General features: G+C 42.1%; 18 protein-coding genes, 2 tRNA genes and 1 rRNA gene. 2 read left to right on the forward strand and 19 right to left on the reverse strand.

The genetic code is table 11. From position 1 onward, the window contains the following. Positions 1-10 precede the first annotated feature (10 nt). The 15 genes from hisS to trmJ all read right to left on the reverse strand — a co-directional run bounded on the left by hisS (position 11) and on the right by trmJ (position 13,666). Entirely contained in the window at positions 11-1,279 is a 1,269-nt protein-coding gene (gene hisS / locus L4D20_RS21480; protein WP_428803639.1) for a histidine--tRNA ligase, read from the reverse strand. Positions 1,280-1,294: 15 nt separating this feature from the next. Next, positions 1,295-2,449, reverse strand: a complete 1,155-nt coding sequence (gene ispG, locus L4D20_RS21485; protein WP_428803640.1) for a flavodoxin-dependent (E)-4-hydroxy-3-methylbut-2-enyl-diphosphate synthase — start codon at positions 2,447-2,449, stop codon at positions 1,295-1,297. A 9-nt stretch (positions 2,450-2,458) separates the two neighbouring features. Then, a complete protein-coding gene (rodZ, locus tag L4D20_RS21490; protein ID WP_428803641.1) occupies positions 2,459-3,439 on the reverse strand; it encodes a cytoskeleton protein RodZ in 981 nt (326 codons plus the stop codon). Between the two features lie 355 nt (positions 3,440-3,794). Further along, positions 3,795-4,916, reverse strand: coding sequence for a dual-specificity RNA methyltransferase RlmN (rlmN, locus tag L4D20_RS21495; protein WP_428803642.1), 1,122 nt, complete (start codon positions 4,914-4,916; stop codon positions 3,795-3,797). Between the two features lie 202 nt (positions 4,917-5,118). Continuing rightward, complete coding sequence (ndk, locus tag L4D20_RS21500) at positions 5,119-5,550, reverse strand: nucleoside-diphosphate kinase (protein ID WP_428803643.1); 432 nt, start codon at positions 5,548-5,550, stop codon at positions 5,119-5,121. Between the two features lie 89 nt (positions 5,551-5,639). Next, entirely contained in the window at positions 5,640-6,935 is a 1,296-nt protein-coding gene (gene pepB, locus L4D20_RS21505) for an aminopeptidase PepB (protein WP_428803644.1), read from the reverse strand. 143 nt (positions 6,936-7,078) lie between these two features. Continuing rightward, positions 7,079-7,279: a Fe-S cluster assembly protein IscX gene (gene iscX, locus L4D20_RS21510; protein ID WP_428803645.1), complete on the reverse strand. Its 201-nt coding sequence runs from the start codon at positions 7,277-7,279 to the stop codon at positions 7,079-7,081. Positions 7,280-7,317: 38 nt separating this feature from the next. Further along, the gene (fdx, locus tag L4D20_RS21515; RefSeq protein ID WP_428803646.1) at positions 7,318-7,656 is read right to left on the reverse strand and encodes an ISC system 2Fe-2S type ferredoxin; all 339 of its coding nucleotides are present in this window, start codon (positions 7,654-7,656) and stop codon (positions 7,318-7,320) included. Between the two features lie 12 nt (positions 7,657-7,668). After that, positions 7,669-9,522: a Fe-S protein assembly chaperone HscA gene (gene hscA, locus L4D20_RS21520; protein WP_428803647.1), complete on the reverse strand. Its 1,854-nt coding sequence runs from the start codon at positions 9,520-9,522 to the stop codon at positions 7,669-7,671. Positions 9,523-9,637: 115 nt separating this feature from the next. Continuing rightward, on the reverse strand, positions 9,638-10,153 hold the full coding sequence (hscB, locus tag L4D20_RS21525; RefSeq protein WP_428803648.1) for a co-chaperone HscB: 516 nt from the start codon (positions 10,151-10,153) through the stop codon (positions 9,638-9,640). A 128-nt stretch (positions 10,154-10,281) separates the two neighbouring features. Continuing rightward, positions 10,282-10,605: an iron-sulfur cluster assembly protein IscA gene (iscA, locus tag L4D20_RS21530; protein WP_428803649.1), complete on the reverse strand. Its 324-nt coding sequence runs from the start codon at positions 10,603-10,605 to the stop codon at positions 10,282-10,284. Between the two features lie 65 nt (positions 10,606-10,670). After that, positions 10,671-11,048, reverse strand: coding sequence for a Fe-S cluster assembly scaffold IscU (iscU, locus tag L4D20_RS21535; protein WP_428803650.1), 378 nt, complete (start codon positions 11,046-11,048; stop codon positions 10,671-10,673). A gap of 33 nt (positions 11,049-11,081) precedes the next feature. Next, entirely contained in the window at positions 11,082-12,296 is a 1,215-nt protein-coding gene (locus L4D20_RS21540; RefSeq protein WP_428803651.1) for an IscS subfamily cysteine desulfurase, read from the reverse strand. A gap of 26 nt (positions 12,297-12,322) precedes the next feature. Beyond that, the gene (iscR, locus tag L4D20_RS21545; protein WP_428803652.1) at positions 12,323-12,826 is read right to left on the reverse strand and encodes a Fe-S cluster assembly transcriptional regulator IscR; all 504 of its coding nucleotides are present in this window, start codon (positions 12,824-12,826) and stop codon (positions 12,323-12,325) included. A gap of 114 nt (positions 12,827-12,940) precedes the next feature. After that, entirely contained in the window at positions 12,941-13,666 is a 726-nt protein-coding gene (gene trmJ, locus L4D20_RS21550) for a tRNA (cytosine(32)/uridine(32)-2'-O)-methyltransferase TrmJ (RefSeq protein ID WP_428803653.1), read from the reverse strand. A gap of 178 nt (positions 13,667-13,844) precedes the next feature. Here trmJ and suhB point away from each other — a divergent pair, with 178 nt between their 5' ends. Then, the gene (gene suhB, locus L4D20_RS21555) at positions 13,845-14,648 is read left to right on the forward strand and encodes an inositol-1-monophosphatase (protein WP_428803654.1); all 804 of its coding nucleotides are present in this window, start codon (positions 13,845-13,847) and stop codon (positions 14,646-14,648) included. A 72-nt stretch (positions 14,649-14,720) separates the two neighbouring features. Here suhB and L4D20_RS21560 read toward each other — a convergent pair whose 3' ends face one another. After that, positions 14,721-16,892, reverse strand: a complete 2,172-nt coding sequence (locus L4D20_RS21560; protein WP_428803655.1) for a hypothetical protein — start codon at positions 16,890-16,892, stop codon at positions 14,721-14,723. A 226-nt stretch (positions 16,893-17,118) separates the two neighbouring features. Here L4D20_RS21560 and L4D20_RS21565 point away from each other — a divergent pair, with 226 nt between their 5' ends. Continuing rightward, a complete protein-coding gene (locus L4D20_RS21565) occupies positions 17,119-17,277 on the forward strand; it encodes a hypothetical protein (protein ID WP_428803656.1) in 159 nt (52 codons plus the stop codon). Between the two features lie 55 nt (positions 17,278-17,332). Here the strand turns inward: L4D20_RS21565 and L4D20_RS21570 are convergent. From L4D20_RS21570 to rrf, 3 genes are all read right to left on the reverse strand, one after another. Next, positions 17,333-17,409 (reverse strand) — tRNA-Trp (locus tag L4D20_RS21570). Positions 17,410-17,444: 35 nt separating this feature from the next. Next, positions 17,445-17,521: transfer RNA gene (locus tag L4D20_RS21575), tRNA-Asp, on the reverse strand. 68 nt (positions 17,522-17,589) lie between these two features. Further along, positions 17,590-17,705, reverse strand: a 5S ribosomal RNA gene (rrf, locus tag L4D20_RS21580). Positions 17,706-17,762 lie beyond the last annotated feature (57 nt).

The raw sequence follows: 17,762 nt of genomic DNA on the forward strand, positions 1-17,762 counted from the left end.
TAACGGTTAATTAAATAAGTTCAGCTAACTTAGCTGCAACATCCGTTTGTGAGTAAGTATCTTGCGTACCAGCAGATAGGTCTTTAAAGACAACGGTATTATTAGTCACCTCGTTTTCTCCAAGTACTAACGCTACTGCCGCACCTACTTTATCAGCACGTTTAAATTGCTTCTTAAAGTTACCACCACCGAAGTGGCTCATAACACGAAGACCTGGTACTTGCTCACGAAGTTGTTCAGCAAGCTTCATCCCTGCCATCGTTGTTCCTTCGCCAGCTGTCACCATGTAAACATCAACACTACGACGAACTTGAGTCAGCTCTAAAGTTTCCATCATCAGAACGAGACGCTCTAAGCCCATAGCAAAACCAACCGCAGGAGTTGCTTTACCGCCTAGTTGCTCAACTAAACCATCGTAGCGACCGCCACCACATACAGTGCCTTGAGCACCTAAGCTATCGGTGATCCACTCAAAAACGGTACGATTATAATAATCTAGGCCACGAACCAGACGCTCATTAACGGTGTATTCGATACCTGCAGCGTCAAGAAGTTCACACAAACCTGCAAAATGTTGCTTTGACTCATCATCTAAATACTCAGATAAGCTCGGTGCGTCACCTAGGATCGCTTGAACGTCTGGATTTTTAGTGTCTAGCACTCTTAGAGGGTTAGTATGCAAGCGTCGCTTACAATCTTCGTCTAGCACGTCTTGGTATTGCTCAAGGTAAGCAATTAGCGCAGTACGATAGTTTGCACGAGCCTCTAACGAGCCAATAGAGTTAAGCTCTAAACGAACATGTTCATTAATACCGAGTTCACGCCAAAGACGCGCTGTCATCATAATTAGTTCAGCATCAACGTCTGGGCCGTTTAAGCCAAAGACTTCAACACCACACTGGTGAAACTGACGGTAACGACCTTTCTGTGGACGCTCATGGCGGAACATTGGTCCCATGTACCATAAGCGTTGTTCTTGGTTGTACAAAAGACCATTTTCGATCCCAGCACGAACACAACCAGCAGTCCCTTCTGGGCGCAATGTTAAACTGTCCCCGTTACGGTCTTCGAACGTGTACATCTCTTTTTCAACCACATCGGTTACTTCACCGATTGCACGGCTAAACAAATGAGTTGACTCAACAATTGGCATACGAACTTCGTTGTAACCATAAGCGCTAACTACACTTTTAACCGCGCCTTCAACTTTATGCCAAAGCGGAGATTGAGTTGGGAGACAATCGTTCATGCCTCTGATTGCTTGAATATGTTTTGCCACAATATTTACCGTAAATTAGTTATTGTCGATTTGATCATTGTCTAATTGAGCGCTTTCAATTTGTTGAACAGCAATACGGTTACTTTCGTCAACCATAGATGCTTTAGCTCGAATTTTTGCTTCTAATTTTGCAACAAGATCATCGTTATCAAATCGCTCTTTTTGACGTTTACCGTCTTCATAAAATGCGCTTTTTTTATTACTTCCCGCTAAGCCTAAATGAGAGACTTCAGCTTCGCCTGGTCCGTTTACAACACAGCCTATGATGGATACATCCAACGGAGTAATAATGTCTTCAAGGCGCTCTTCTAATGCGTTCACTGTATTGATCACATCAAACTCTTGGCGTGAGCAGCTAGGACAAGCAATAAAGTTAATACCTCGAGAGCGAATCCTAAGTGATTTTAGAATATCAAAACCAACTTTGATCTCTTCAACTGGATCAGCCGCTAAAGAGATTCGCAATGTATCACCGATACCTTCTGCGAGTAACATCCCTAAGCCAACGGATGATTTTACCGAGCCAGCACGCATGCCACCCGCTTCCGTAATCCCTAGGTGCAGAGGCTGATCGATTTTCTTCGCCAATAAGCGATATGAGTCGACCGCTAAGAAAACATCAGACGCTTTGACGCTAATTTTAAATTGATCAAAATTAAGACGGTCAAGAATATCAACATGTCTCATTGCAGATTCAACTAACGCTTCAGGTGTCGGCTCTCGATATTTAACTTGGATATCTTTTTCTAATGAACCGCCATTAACACCGATTCTAATAGGAATATTTTTGTCGCGTGCGCAATCAACAACAGAGCGAACACGTGCCTCACTGCCGATATTACCGGGGTTAATGCGCAAACAATCCACGCCATACTCAGCAACTTTAAGTGCAATGCGATAATCAAAGTGAATATCGGCCACCAACGGAACAGAAACTTGCTGTTTAATCAGCTTAAAGGCTTCTGCTGCATCCATTGTTGGCACGGAAACGCGAACAATATCAGCGCCCACTTTTTCAAGTGATCGAATTTGAGCCACAGTAGCGGCTACATCGGTCGTGCGTGTATTAGTCATGGACTGCACCGCAATCGGGGCACCATCACCAATAGGCACGTCACCCACGTATATACGTGTCGATGGGCGACGTTTAATAGGGGATTCGTATTGCATAATTAGGTTCTAAGGTAAGGTGAATCGAGCTACTTTACCTGAAGTATACCCAGAAAGGTCGACAGGTTCACTCGCAAATGTCATTGAAACACTTTCTGGTGCACCTAGAATAATATTTAGCGGAGATTCTGCATCTAAATTGATGTTCTGACCTGCCTTCTTAATCCCTGTAGAAAGTACCTTACCAGAGGCATCTTTCACTTGGATCCAACAGTCAGCTTTGAAGGTCATAGTTAGCGGACGTAGCGTTGCAGAAGAGTGTGTAGGTTCATTTTCTTTAGCAACAGGTTCAGCAATAACAACTGGCTCTACTTTTTCAGCAGGCTTAGCTACTTCAATCGCTTCAACGCTTGCATCACTCGTAGGTGGCGCAACAGTTTGAGTATCAACAACTTCAGCAGGTGTACTTTCGTCTAAATTTTCTTGTTGGTATATTGGCTCAGGAAGCTCGCTAGACAGCTCACTTTCTACAACTGGATCTAACGTTTCTATTTGGGTCGATTGATTTGATTCCGTTTGAATGGCTTCAATTTCATCGCTACTTGATATGATCAGTGTGTCTTGGAGTTGGTTTTGCCACCACCAAATTGATGAGATTGCGATAATGATCGCTAGAATTCCCCAAGTAAGCATCATGATACGGCTATCATGGCGCTCACGTTTGGTTTTGCGTGAAAAGCTCATCATCTCTTGCTCTTGATGCTGGGCATCCCCACAATCAGCCAGTGCACTTAAAACGATCGATTCATCTATGTTTACCGCTTTTGCATAAGAGCGCAAATAACCACGAATAAACGTCGCGACCTGCCCTGACTCAAAGTTATTGTCTTCTATTCCTTCAATAAGAGATAAACGCAAACGTAAACGATCAGCGATTTGTTTCTGGCTTAATCCTAACTCAATGCGTCGCTCTTTAAGAATCGTTCCCGCTTCTTTCTTTTTTTCTGCCACTTGTGGCGCTTCAATTACAATATCTTGTTCAGTACTCATTAGTAATGTACTTCTCGTTTAGGTGTTCTTGTAAAGCGATAACTTTTATTAGTTATAGTTGGTAGTCACTTCAATGTACAAAAACAGATAGTTGTTAAGGGATTAACCTCACTTAATACAGCAAAATTCAAGGTAATAACCTTAAAAATCCTTCGAAAACCTGAATCAAAACTGAAACACCAGGCTAATAAGCAATTCTAATAGATATTGACCGATTAACAACATGCCCATCAATCGAAAATCACAAGCAGGTCAAGGTTTTTCATAAATTTTACATAGAATCGCAATAATTTAATTTCAAAATGTAAAAACAACAAAGCCAGAGCATGCTCTGGCTTTGTTTTCATCTTTCGAATTAAAGCGATTTGGTTGGTATTTGCTGACCGACCGCCGCATTCATTTTTGTCCGCTTGGTTCTATCAATAATATCGCCAGCTAATTGTCCACATGCTGCATCGATATCATCACCACGAGTCTTCCTCGTCGTGACCGTAAAATCATATTCCATAAGCGTCTTCATAAAACGATCAATACGAGAGTTGCTCGGTTTTTTGTACGGAGATCCCGGATACGGGTTAAACGGAATTAGATTAAATTTACAAGGCGTGTCTTTCATCAACTCGCCTAATTCACGTGCGTGCTCCATTCCATCATTCACATGATCAAGCAGTACGTATTCAACCGTCACTCTACCGCGGTTTGCATTAGACGATGCGATGTATCGGCGAACTGAAGCTAAGAAGTCTTGAATATCCCAGCGATCATTAATCGGCATAATTTCACTACGAAGCTTATCATTTGGCGCATGTAGAGAAATTGCTAGAGCAACGTCAATCGTTCCGGTCATTTGATCAAGGCCTGATACAACTCCTGAGGTCGACACTGTTACGCGTCGTTTTGACAAACCAAAGCCAAAATCATCTAGCATGATCTCTAATGAAGGGATTAAATTTTTCATGTTGAGAAGTGGCTCGCCCATGCCCATCATTACGATGTTGGTAATAGGGCGACGACCTGTCTCTTTTTCTAGACCGATCTCTCTCGCTGCACGCCAAACCTGACCAATAATCTCTGATACTTTAAGGTTACGGTTAAAGCCTTGCGCCCCAGTTGAGCAGAACTTACATTCTAATGCACAGCCTACTTGAGAAGAGACACACAAAGTCGCACGGTCTTCTTCTGGAATATAAACTGTTTCAACGTCTTGATCACCAACGCGCATCGCCCATTTAATGGTGCCGTCTTTTGAATGAAGTGCTTCAGACACATAAGGTGCTTTGATTTCACAACGGTGCTTTAGTTTTTCGCGAAGCTTTTTATTGATGTTATTCATCTTGTCGAAGTCATCACAACCAAAGTGATAAATCCACTTCATCAACTGATCAGCGCGGAATGCTTTTTCACCCAACTCTTCAGCAAAAAATTTACGCATACCTTTACGATCAAAATCGAGTAGATTGATTTTTTCAGTGGTCATGTAGCCTCTCAATAACAGAAACAAGATTTAAGGGCGCGAATTGTACAGCCTTTACGTGTTGCCAACAAGTTAAGTCTAGTTGGAAATCGTTAACTCTATTATTTACCAGTGGTTATTTATTAACCTTTCATACTAATACAGGCATAAAAAACCTCAGCAAGTAGGCTGAGGTTTGAAATATACGTTTTTTACTTGCGAATATTTAGTTCGAACGCGGGCAGATTTCTGAACTCGGGAAGAAATATTCAATCTCTCTAGCAGCAGATTCAGGGCTATCTGAACCGTGTACAGAGTTATAACGCATACTGATAGCGTAATCAGCGCGAAGTGTGCCACACGCCGCTTCTTCTGGGTTGGTTTTTCCCATTAACTCACGGTAACGACCAATAGCATTTTCCCCTTCAAGAACCTGAACCATAATTGGCCCCGATGTCATGAACTCTTTAAGCGCAGGGTAAAACTCTTTACCTTCATGCTCTGCGTAAAACCCACCAGCTTGCTCATCAGTAAGTTGAACCATTTTTGCAGCAATAACCTGTAGGCCTGCTTTCTCGATTCGGTGATAGATCTCACCAATCAAGTTACGCTTTACTGCATCTGGTTTAACGATAGAAAAAGTTCTTTCAAGAGCCATAAAATATCCTTTTTGCTTCAATTATTGTTGTTATCAGCCGCTATGATTTTTAGCGGCTTTTATAATTAGATGTATCTGATTATTAAATGCTATTTAGCTTGTTCTGTTAGGAAGCGAGCTAGAGTGCGAACGCCCATTCCTGTTGCGCCTGCAGCCCATTTGTCATTTGAAGACTTACGGTAAGTACCTGCACAGTCCATATGAACCCAGCCTTTCTTATAATCATCAACAAAGTAAGAAAGAAACGCTGCTGCGGTGCTTGCACCTGGAGTGTAATCACCACTACTGATATTGGACAAATCAGCAAAGTTTGATGGTAGCATTCCACGGTGAAAGTCAGCTAATGGAAGTGGCCATAAACCTTCTTTTTCATGACCTGCGGCACTCAATGCTTTTTGTGATAATTCATCATCAAAACTTAGCAATGCATGATAATCATTACCCAGTGCATTTTTAGCCGCGCCGGTCAGGGTCGCACAGTCAATGATAAGCTCAGGATTATGTTCACTTGCATACATAAGCCCGTCAGCTAGAACCAAGCGGCCTTCTGCATCCGTGTTCATTATCTCAACAGTCTTACCATTTTTGTACGTGATGATATCGCCTAGCTTTAATGCTCGACCAGAAATCATGTTCTCAGCACAACATAAAATTAGCTTCACGCGCTTATTAAGACCACGTGTAATAGCTAATGCGAGTCCACCGGTGATCGTTCCAGCGCCGCCCATATCAGCCTTCATAGCTGTCATAAACTGACCAGGTTTAATGCTGTAACCACCTGAGTCAAATGTAATTCCCTTACCAACGAGACAGGCAAACACAGGCGCATTCTCATCGCCTGTTGGGTTATAGTCGAGTTGAAGCATCGCTGACGTTCTCTCTGAACCACGGCCAACGGCAAATATCCCCTGCCAGCCTTCAGCCAATAGATCACGATCTTTAACAATCTTAACGCTGACAGTACCTTTAGGAGCTACTGACTTAATAAATTCAGCGGCCATTGTTGCTAGCTGTCTAGGCGCGACTTCTTCAGCCGTCTTATTAATGATGTCGCGAGTCCAATCGGTTGTCTTAATGCGAGCTTCTAACTCAACTTGTGACTCAGAATCTAATGGTTCCCACTCGAGATTATTGGTTTTTTTAGGACTTCTGTAGCCTTGTTGAAAAGCCCAGATACTTTCTAGATCCCAGCCTTCGCCTTGCAAGGAAACTGACTTAACACCTTGAGCGTCTAGTTTACGAGCTGCACGTTGGACCGCACCAAGGTCATGGCCTTCGCCAATATGGACTGTTGCACCATTGTCTGAAAATGACAAAATGGCTTTGTCGCCCCACTGTGGCTGAGCAGGCTCACGACTGATAAATAGGAACATCTGTGTTGACATGGTTTCTCCTTGTCTGTGTAAGGTTTTAATACCATTTTTAATAACGCAAGAATGTTAGCATTATGTAGGATGAAAGTGTCAATTTGATAAAAAAAACGGACCATAAGGTCCGTTTTAATAGTTATTCGTTCTTTTTCCGGTAACTAGTCGATTTCATCCATCCAACACAACATTATAGCTTCCAAGATCTTCTCGTTGGAGTGCTTGGGATCATCTTCAAAATCTTCAAGATCCAGCACCCACTGGTGAAGGTCTGTAAAGCGAACCGTTTGAGGGTCTGTGTCTGGGTGTAAATCACAAAGCTCAATCGCAATGTCACGCGAGTCAATCCATTTCAAGCTCATCATTATTCCTTAATTAGTAGTTAACCTATTTGTTAAGTTTAGTGCTCTTCTGACGCAAGGTTTAAGGTGTACTTTGGAATTTCCACCACTAAATCTGCATCTGCTACTTTCGCTTGGCAACCTAAACGAGACTCCATCTCTAAGCCCCAAGCTTTATCTAACATATCATCTTCAAGATCATCACTCTCTTCAAGTGAGTCAAAGCCTTCGCGAATAACGACGTGGCAAGTTGTACAAGCACACGATTTTTCACAAGCGTGCTCGATAGCAATGCCATTTTTAAGGGCAACATCGAGAACAGTTTGTCCTTTCTCTGCTTCTAATACAGCACCTTCCGGGCAAAGGTCTTCGTGAGGTAACACTACAATTTTAGGCATAAATTTTATCTCTTAAATATCATCAACTGACTGGCCTGATAGCGCGGCACGAATGGACTTATCCATACGACGAGAAGCAAAATCTTGGCTCGCTTTATCAGTCTGTTTAATTCCATGCTCAATGGCATCTGGATCATCACTATTACGAAGCTCAATCAAAGATTCTATCGCTTTGATCAGTGCTTGTTCTTCAGCTTCAGATAACAGCTCGTCACCATCAACCTGCATAGCCGCGATAAGGCCTTCAATAACTCGATCGGCTTCTACACGCTGTTCTGCTAGTGCTCGAGCGCCCATGTCTTCTTTTGCATAAGTCATTGAGTCTTTCAGCATGCTAGCGACTTCATTATCACTCAAGCCATAGGATGGTTTGACTTGTATGTCAGACTTCACACCTGTGCTTTTTTCCATTGCTGTAATTGAAAGTAGTCCATCAGCATCAACTTGATAAGTCACACGGATATGTGCAGCTCCAGCTGTCATTGGAGGGATTCCTTTCAGTGCAAAGCGAGCTAGCGATCGACAATCATCAACCATTTCACGCTCACCTTGAACGGTATGGATGGTCATGGCTGTTTGACCATCTTTAAACGTCGTAAACTCTTGTGCTTTAGCGACAGGGATTGTGGTATTGCGTGGAATGATTTTTTCAACCAATCCACCCATTGTTTCAATGCCCAATGAAAGTGGAATAACATCGAGCAGTAACATTTCTGAATCTGGTTTATTCCCAGCAAGTACGTCAGCTTGAATAGCAGCACCTATGGCCACAACCTCATCAGGGTTAATATCAGTCAACGGTTTACGGTCAAAGAATCCACCAACTAGGTCACGAACATGTGGAGTCCGTGTAGAGCCGCCAACCATGACGACTTCCATAACTTCATCCTTCTCCACAGAGGCATCTTTTAATGCTCTGCGACAAGAGAGTAATGTTCTTTTAATTAAAGGTGTCACGAGATCATTAAACTCAGTGCGAGTTAATGTCCCTTGCCAACCGAGTACTGAAACATCACAGCTCTCATGTGCTGACAGTTCAATTTTTGCTTGCGTCGCAGCATTAAGTAACTGTCGACGTTGCTCTGCGGTTAGCTCTGTATTTATATTGATTTGTGACAACAGATGTTCAGCAATCAAGTGATCAAAATCGTCGCCACCTAGCGCAGAATCTCCACCGGTTGCCAATACTTCAAACACACCTTTTGATAAGCGTAAAATGGAGATATCAAACGTACCGCCACCTAAGTCATAGACAGCAATAATGCCCTCTTTTCCAGAGTCTAAACCATACGCGAGCGCCGCTGCAGTAGGTTCATTTAGAAGACGTAGTACATGTAAACCGGCTAAATTAGCTGCATCTTTGGTTCCAGCTCTCTGAGCATCATCAAAATACGCAGGAACGGTAATCACCACACCAGCTAATTCTCCACCTAGTGTTTTTTCAGCACGTTGCCCTAACACTCTCAATATGTCGGCTGAAACTTGAATCGGGTTCTTTGAACCTTGCGCTGTTTGTAACACAGGCAACCCGTTATCACTCTCTTCAAATTGATACGGTAGTGTTGGGTAACGACTTTGAATATCTTGCAATGAACGGCCGATTAAACGCTTGATCGAAATAATCGTGTTAAGAGGATCTGACTCAGCTTGATCGTGAGCACTCTGACCGACAGTTAAAGTATCACCAGAATAATTTACGACAGAAGGGAGAATCGTACGTGATTGATCGTCTTTAAGAGGAGTCGCTTCGCCACTTCGAACAGAAGCAACAAGTGAATTGGTTGTACCTAAATCAATCCCTGCTGCCAATTTATGTTGGTGAGGTGCAGAGCTTTGTCCTGGTTCGGCAATTTGAAGTAGTGCCATTTAAGCGTCCTTAATTATCCTAATTAGCGTTGTCTAAATTCGCTATTATCTTAACTAGCTTTCGCCATAATTAATTTTGTTTCAACTAGATTTATTTTTACTAACTTGCTTTTTACTAGCTAAGCAACCGATCTTCGACCTGTTCTATTTGTTGTAATAACTTAGCAATAAATTTTAATTTTCTAACTAAATCAGCGGCGCTAGTCCAGTCAGCGTTTCTCAATTCTATTTCAAGCTCTGATTGCTGTTTCTTAAACATGGCGCTGATTCTACTTTCAAAATCAAACAGTTTATCTTCTGCATCCGTCGCTGATTCGATATCTTCTAGCTCCTCTCTTAACTCCATCTGTTCCATTAAAAACAGTGGGTCCTGCAGAGTTTGCGTTTCTGATTGCAACTCTACACCATTCAGTGAGAGTAGATATTCAGCTCGAGAGATCGGGTGTTTGAGTGCTTGGTAAGCATCATTAATCTGTGCTGCTTTCTGCACTGACATTAACCGATCACGCTCAGAGGCAGCAGCAAAGTTATCTGGGTGGAAGCGTTTTTGCAGTTCTCTAAACTGAGAAGAAAGAAGGCTACCGTCCAGTGCAAACTGAATAGGTAGCCCAAATAATTCAAAATGATTCATGAAACATCAATCCTAAGATGCTAGCTAGGACAATACTGCATTCCTAGCTATCTTATCTAATTAGACGCAGTAGAAGCTTTAAACTTGAAGTCTGCTAAATACTTTGGTCGATAAAACACTATAGTGAATTAAACGTTGAAGCTTTCACCACAACCACACTCACCTTTGGCATTAGGGTTGTTAAACTCAAACCCTTCGTTTAGGCCTTCTTTTACATAATCCAACTCGGTTCCATCTAAATAAACCAAACTTTTTGGATCGATGATGACCTTCACACCGGAGTGTTCAAACACTTGGTCTTCTTCGTTCAATGCATCTACGAACTCAAGTACATATGCCATACCTGAACAGCCTGTCGTTTTCACTGCTAGTCGCAACCCGATACCTTTACCGCGGTTATCTAAGAATGATTGAACTCGGCCTGCTGCCGTATCTGTCATGGTGATGGCCATACTACAACCTTGTGTTTTTATAATAAGTAGAACTCGGAGGGAGCAATAATGCTCCCGTCCGTTAATTAACGCTTTTTCTTGTAATCTGCAACAGCAGCTTTAATCGCATCTTCCGCTAGAATTGAACAGTGAACTTTCACTGGTGGCAATTCTAACTCTTCTGCAATTTCAGAGTTTTTGATTGCTGCTGCTTCATCAATACTCTTACCTTTAACCCATTCTGTTACCAGTGAGCTAGAAGCGATTGCGCTACCGCAACCGTAAGTTTTGAATTTTGCATCTTCGATAATACCGTCTGGTGTTACCTTAATTTGCAGTTTCATTACGTCACCACAAGCGGGGGCGCCAACCATGCCGCTACCGACACTTGGGTCTTCTTTATCAAACGAACCTACGTTACGTGGGTTTTCGTAGTGATCTATTACTTTTTCGCTATAAGCCATGATAGTTACCTCGAATCCTCTATATCCCTGAGATTAGTGATGTGCCCACTCAACGGTGTCCAAATCAATCCCTTCTTTATACATATCCCATAGAGGAGACATGTCGCGTAATTTGTTTACGGCTACACGAATCTGTGCGATTGCGTAGTCCACTTCTTCTGACGTTGTAAAACGACCGAAAGAAAATCTTACTGAGCTGTGCGCTAATTCGTCATTTAGGCCAAGTGCACGCAACACGTATGATGGCTCTAAGCTCGCCGAAGTACATGCAGAGCCCGAAGAAACCGCTAGGTCTTTCAAAGACATCAACAGTGACTCACCTTCTACGAAAGCGAAGCTTACGTTTAGATTGTGCGGTACACGTTGCTCTAAATCACCGTTTACAGTGACTGCTTCAAGGTCGATAACACCATTAAGTAGCTGTTCACGAAGTGCTTTAGCGTGCTCAAAGTCTTTTTGCATATCTTGCTTAGCAATGGCGAATGCTTCGCCCATACCAACGATTTGGTGCGTCGCTAATGTACCAGAACGGAAACCACGTTCATGGCCACCGCCGTGCATTTGAGCTTCAAGACGAATACGAGGTTTACGGCTTACATATAGAGCGCCGATACCTTTAGGGCCATACACTTTGTGAGCTGAAAGTGAAATCAGATCAACTTTCATCTCTTTAACGTCTAGCGGGATTTTACCAGCAGATTGCGCCGCATCAACATGGAATACGATCTTACGCTCACGACACAGCTCACCAATTGATGTGATGTCTTGAATTACACCAATTTCATTATTTACGTGCATGATAGAAACAAGCACAGTGTCATCACGCATTGCAGCTTGCAGCTTGTTCAGATCGATAATGCCATTTGATTCAGGCTCAAGGTATGTCACCTCATAGCCTTCACGCTCTAATTGACGACATGGATCAAGTACGGCTTTATGCTCAGTTTTACAGGTAATGACATGCTTACCTTTCTTACCATAAAAATGCGCAGCGCCTTTTATAGCAAGATTATCTGATTCTGTTGCGCCAGATGTAAATACAATTTCACGAGGATCAGCATTTAACAAGTCAGCGACTTGCTCACGAGCATTATCCACGGACTCTTCTGCCTGCCAACCATAGCGGTGTGAACGAGAGGCAGGGTTACCGAAGTTGCCATCCATCGTCATACACTGAACCATTTTTTCGGCAACTCGTGGGTCGACTGGACATGTTGCTGAATAGTCAAAATAAATAGGCAGTTTCATTTATTACTCCAATGTAAACCATTTCGCTAAGAGCGAACATTCGCGCCAAAAGTTGCGCTAGGTATTTTCTTTGATACTCCTTGGTCTACCGCTAATTTAATATCCTGACGATCCGAGATGTCTAATATCTCGCTATCATTCATTAGCTCACCAAGTGTAATGTTATTTAAAAAACCGCTAATTCGTGCACTCAAGTCACGCCATAATGTGTGAGTAAGACAACGAGAACCACCTTGGCAATTTCCTTTCCCACTACATTTAGTCGCATCTACTGACTCATCGACTGCGGAAATAACTGAACCAATCGCAATTTGATCAGCATCTTCACCAAGACGATAACCACCACCAGGCCCACGAACACTTGCAACCAAGCCTGCTTTTCTTAATTTAGAAAACAGTTGCTCTAAATAAGAGAGAGAAATGCCTTGTCGTTCCGAAATATCAGCGAGGGGCACTGGGCTTTCTTGAGAATGCAGCGCCACATCTAACATGGCTGTTACCGCATATCTTCCTTTAGATGTCAGTCTCATATTGCTCATATCCACATTATTTATGTGGTATGGATTTTTTCATACCTGACTAAATTGGTCAAGTATTAATTTGACCAATTTAGTCAGGTATTCAATTTGAGTTCGTACTAATACTTAGTGCTTTTTCTCAATCGAAGACAAAATGCCTCGTAAGATATTAAGCTCTTGTATTTCTGGTCTAGCACGACTGAAAAGTCGCTTAAGTTTATTCATGACCTGACCAGGTTGTTCTTTAGAGATAAACTGGGTCTCTGTAATCACTTTTTCAAGATGATCGTAAAACATTTCTAACTCTTTGTGACGTGGATATTCTTCCGGTGAGCTATCACTTTTTGCGTATTGGCTCTGCTCTTGTGCTAAATGCGCCACTCGTATTTCATAGCTTAATGTCTGTACCGCCATCGCTAAGTTCAGTGAACTGTATTCTGGGTTTGCTGGGATACATACGTGATAATGGCAAGTTTGCAGTTCTTCGTTTGTTAAACCCGTTCTTTCTCGTCCAAACACTAACGCTACTGGCTGTTTCTGACCTTCACTCACGAACTTCTCACCACATTCTCTTGGCTCTAGCATTGGCCAATCAAGAGTACGAGAACGTGCACTAGAACCGACAACCAGTCGACAATCTTCAACGGCTTGAGAAAGGGTATCTACTATCGTTGCATTCTCAACAAGATCACTAGCACCAGCGGCCAATGCAAGCGCTTGATCATCGATTTCACACTGTGGGTCAACTAAAACAAGTTGGCTTAACCCCATCACTTTCATAGCACGAGCCGCAGAACCGATATTTCCTGAATGTGATGTACCAACAAGTACAACCTTAACGTTGTCTAACATATAGCTTCTCTACAACATGATTAAAAACGTTCAAATTCTAACATATCTATGTTGCAAATTGTGACGAGAAAATGATACTCAATTTAACCGAACAAAAAATAACCACTTCCATTTCACTTCAGCTCTGGTATACTTCGCCAGCTTTTTTCGTTCTTTAACATCCGTTGGGAAAATTTGTATGCATCCAATGCTAAACATTGCTATTCGCGCTGCGCGAAAAGCGGGCAATCATATTGCTAAATCACTAGAAAACCCAGACAAAATCGAGACTACATTAAAAGGTACACATGACTTTGTGACCAATGTAGATCGTGAGGCTGAAGCACTAATCATCGATACTATTAAGAGTTCATACCCTGATCACTCTGTTATTGGTGAAGAAAACGGTCTTATCGAAGGTAAAGATAACGACGTGCAATGGATCATCGACCCACTGGATGGAACTACGAACTTTGTAAAAGGTATTCCTCACTTCGCTGTATCTATCGCTGTACGCATCAACGGTAAAACAGAAGTTGCTTGTGTATACGACCCAATGTTAAACGAACTGTTCACAGCTCAACGCGGTGCTGGTGCACAACTTAACAATGGTCGCCTACGTGTAAATCCATTGAAAGATCTTAATGGTGCTATTCTTGCCACTGGCTTTCCATACAAACAAAAACAGCATTCTGAATCTTACTTCAAAATCATGTCTGCTCTATTCGTAGATTGTGCTGATTTCCGTCGTACAGGCTCTGCTGCTCTTGATCTTTGTTACCTAGCTGCCGGTCGTGTAGATGGTTTCTTTGAACTAGGTCTTAAGCCTTGGGATCTTGCGGCTGGTGAGCTTATCGCTCGTGAATCTGGTGCAATCTTAACTGATTTCTCTGGCGGTACTGACTACATGAAGTCAGGTAACACTGTTGGCTCTAGTGCTCGTGGCGTAAAAGCTATTCTGAAGCACATCCGTGAGAACGCTAATGAAGCGATGCTCAAATAATCGGTTTATATAGAAATTCAAAGCCTCGCTTATAGCGAGGCTTTTTCGTTTCTGAACGTCAAAAGTAACAGCTTAACTTTCCCCCTCATCTTCACCTGCAACGTCATCATCAATAATTAATATATTTTTCTTTTTCAGCACAGGCTTACTTTTCTTTTTAGCTTCATTATTCTGAGTAATTGTTGGTTTAGGTAAAGGTTCCGAAAGTGATAAAGGAGCATTTAAGGAAACAATACTTGTCTTACTTATTTTATGACGGTAAATCTCTCTTATATACTTGAGAGCTCGAATAACGCAGTCTGAGGTAAGTCGTATATCGTTAATAGACGTGAATTTTTTCTTATCTGAAATCAACTCTCGATATTTTTTTTCGTACATCGGTTTAATAGCATACCAATTTGTATCAAGTACCTTGGCAGGGTTTTCGTAGTTAAGGAAATACGACTTAACTTCCTCCTCATCAAAATCATCTTCCTTAATCGCTTTTAATATTACTTTATCTATAATGTCACTATATCTAAACTCATCTTTAGCGAAACAACGCTTCACATAAGCCACTATCAAAGTAAGAAAATCATCACTTAAACAAGGGCTCTTTGAGACCAAAGTAGTTAATGATAGATTCGGTGAGGTTCCAATGACAAGTGCATAACGCTTTAGAGTTGTATTCGGAAATAGTTTATTTATATGAGACTTAAGACGATTTAAAGCGGTGTAAGTCAGCTTAAAGTCTTTAGGTAGAGATATTATGGAGACAATCGACGAACAGTTCTTAAAGAAATGAAGATCTTTTAGTTCATCTAATTCAAAGTTTGCTTCTTTATAGCGCCTTAACAGCTCTGCATACTTCGATGACTCAACGGGTAATAGACTTATCCCCTCTATAGCCTGTGTTTGCTGATTAAAGTGAGGTAATTCGATTGAACGATAGAACAAGTCATCAACATCAGTCGGGCCATTTCTATTTGGACCTACCACGCTCTCTGAGTAAGCAATGGCTACCGGCCCCGCAAGACTCATAAACAAATCGTTAGCATCGAGTCTTATCGTCTCAGCAATATCAATGCCAGCATTTCTAAAGTAGTTTTCATCGTAATCTGAAGTCACCGCTTGGGCAGTCAGAATATTAAAGATCTGCTGCGATATATACTGATTGGCATACTTCTCCATTTTATTCACATCAATTTCTTTCTTACTCTTCTCCTTCTCCTCTCCATTTTCCGCATAACGCATAATGTCATTTGAGATTAACATCATCGCATTCCAAGGGCGAATCCGACTCAATACATCCGAACTCTCTTCACCTTCTTCAACGGCATCAAGGTTATAAGAGAAGCTCCACTCTTCTGACAGGTACTTACAAAGCAAGCGACCGGAGTTGATGTGTAAAGCTTCCGATGGTTCGACATTCTCACCCCAGATATTAGGCAAAATACAAATACCGGAAGTGAAGATCGGCTCAAATACAAAGCTATGTGGTTTGTTACTAGACCCACTACTTTTAGGAACTGCGAGATCAAAGGTTTTGCTCATATAAGAGTATTGTTGAGCAAGACCAAATTCAGAAGCCATGCCCGAACCGGTGCCGCCACCTGAGCTAAATATATAAAAGTAGAGGCGAGACTGATTAGCCTTAATTCCACAAGAGTCGACTAGATAAGAGTGCAAATACCGCCACGTTTCATTAGAGAAGTTACTCGTTTTTCTATTCAAAATTGTTTTGGCCAGATATTGCCCGAGTATAGGTGCATTGCCCGCGCCACCCGCATGAACTTCAGAGAGGTCCATTATTTTGATTTTTTTGTAGTTCTCCAAAAAATCGAGGCGCCCTTTACTTGTAGAGTAACGAATACGTCCTTCAATATCCTTATCGAGATCCCCTACCATCACAACAGGCTCAATTAAGTAAACGGGGTGCCCTTTTGAATCAGAGCTACCCGATAGACGCCCTTTCAGCCAACTCACCGGCCCTCTATCTTGCTCGTAGGATTTTATTTCTGATGCTTCATCGGATAAATAGTTTCCGCGTGCATTATAGACAAGAGTTGCAACATCAAGGGCTATGTTAGATCCACACCTACCTAGGCCGATTAAGCACACAGAAGGAAATTTTTGCTCTAACTCTCCTTCTAAAGTCTCACGTTCGAACATACTTTTACGCACAATATCCAGGTTTTCTAGAATTGTATCGATGTGCATTTCCGTAAAGTAACCGTGTTCAACTAAACCATCTTCCTGTTGCATCTTTCGTGCTCCCTGACAGTGACTTACCTGTAACAAGCGTAGTCTCAAATTTGAAACCAAAAATGGAAGATATTGAATTTCACTAGATTTTGAGGGGTAACGCACATAGAGAACTATATTGGCAGGCTAATTACAATCCGGCATTCTGTTTATAGACATCCAAAATAATACAAATGGATTTGTGTTAACGACGATAGTGGAATTGCTATTCGTAAACGGAAAAACTATGGATGACAAACGTAAGAGGAGTGATAAATATGAATATATTGAAAAGCCAAAAGAGTTCGGCATTTCCGCTACTGTCTTAGATGCGGCAGGAGTGAAGAGATTAGAAGTTACAACACGTGCGATTTTAAATTTGGGGAATCCGCTGTTCTATTCTTAATAATATACATACCAAAAGCAAAAAGGCTCCAGCATTTCTGCTAGAGCCTTAAATATGGCAGGGGTGGAGAGATTCGAACTCCCAACACGCGGATTTGGAATCCGCTGCTCTGCCAATTGGAGCTACACCCCTATCTTCAGTTTTAATGAGCTGAAACTCAGAATAAGTGGCGGAGTGGACGGGACTCGAACCCGCGACCCCCGGCGTGACAGGCCGGTATTCTAACCAACTGAACTACCACTCCGCAGTGGCATACTTGCAAAAGCAAGTGTCCATCTGTTTTTAGGTCTTGACCTAAAAACGATATTTAAAGCCTGGCGATGTCCTACTCTCACATGGGGAAACCCCACACTACCATCGGCGCTACTGCGTTTCACTTCTGAGTTCGGCATGGGATCAGGTGGGTCCGCAACGCTATGGTCGCCAAGCAAATTCTAAAATTCGGAAAACTGATTAATAAAAGTTCTGTCTACACATTCAAATAT

Origin of the sequence: Vibrio kyushuensis, assembly GCF_050337325.1 — a bacterium.
Lineage (GTDB): Bacteria > Pseudomonadota > Gammaproteobacteria > Enterobacterales > Vibrionaceae > Vibrio > Vibrio kyushuensis.

Coding starts and splice junctions, on each gene's coding strand:
- iscX (WP_428803645.1), bottom strand. CDS start 7,279: ATGAGCTTGAAATGGATTGACTCGCGTGACATTGCGATTGAGCTTTGT.
- ispG (WP_428803640.1), bottom strand. CDS start 2,449: ATGCAATACGAATCCCCTATTAAACGTCGCCCATCGACACGTATATAC.
- pepB (WP_428803644.1), bottom strand. CDS start 6,935: ATGTCAACACAGATGTTCCTATTTATCAGTCGTGAGCCTGCTCAGCCA.
- fdx (WP_428803646.1), bottom strand. CDS start 7,656: ATGCCTAAAATTGTAGTGTTACCTCACGAAGACCTTTGCCCGGAAGGT.
- hscB (WP_428803648.1), bottom strand. CDS start 10,153: ATGAATCATTTTGAATTATTTGGGCTACCTATTCAGTTTGCACTGGAC.
- L4D20_RS21565 (WP_428803656.1), top strand. CDS start 17,119: ATGGATGACAAACGTAAGAGGAGTGATAAATATGAATATATTGAAAAG.
- trmJ (WP_428803653.1), bottom strand. CDS start 13,666: ATGTTAGACAACGTTAAGGTTGTACTTGTTGGTACATCACATTCAGGA.
- rodZ (WP_428803641.1), bottom strand. CDS start 3,439: ATGAGTACTGAACAAGATATTGTAATTGAAGCGCCACAAGTGGCAGAA.
- iscA (WP_428803649.1), bottom strand. CDS start 10,605: ATGGCCATCACCATGACAGATACGGCAGCAGGCCGAGTTCAATCATTC.
- L4D20_RS21560 (WP_428803655.1), bottom strand. CDS start 16,892: ATGCAACAGGAAGATGGTTTAGTTGAACACGGTTACTTTACGGAAATG.
- iscR (WP_428803652.1), bottom strand. CDS start 12,826: ATGAGACTGACATCTAAAGGAAGATATGCGGTAACAGCCATGTTAGAT.
- rlmN (WP_428803642.1), bottom strand. CDS start 4,916: ATGACCACTGAAAAAATCAATCTACTCGATTTTGATCGTAAAGGTATG.
- suhB (WP_428803654.1), top strand. CDS start 13,845: ATGCATCCAATGCTAAACATTGCTATTCGCGCTGCGCGAAAAGCGGGC.
- hscA (WP_428803647.1), bottom strand. CDS start 9,522: ATGGCACTACTTCAAATTGCCGAACCAGGACAAAGCTCTGCACCTCAC.
- iscU (WP_428803650.1), bottom strand. CDS start 11,048: ATGGCTTATAGCGAAAAAGTAATAGATCACTACGAAAACCCACGTAAC.
- ndk (WP_428803643.1), bottom strand. CDS start 5,550: ATGGCTCTTGAAAGAACTTTTTCTATCGTTAAACCAGATGCAGTAAAG.
- L4D20_RS21540 (WP_428803651.1), bottom strand. CDS start 12,296: ATGAAACTGCCTATTTATTTTGACTATTCAGCAACATGTCCAGTCGAC.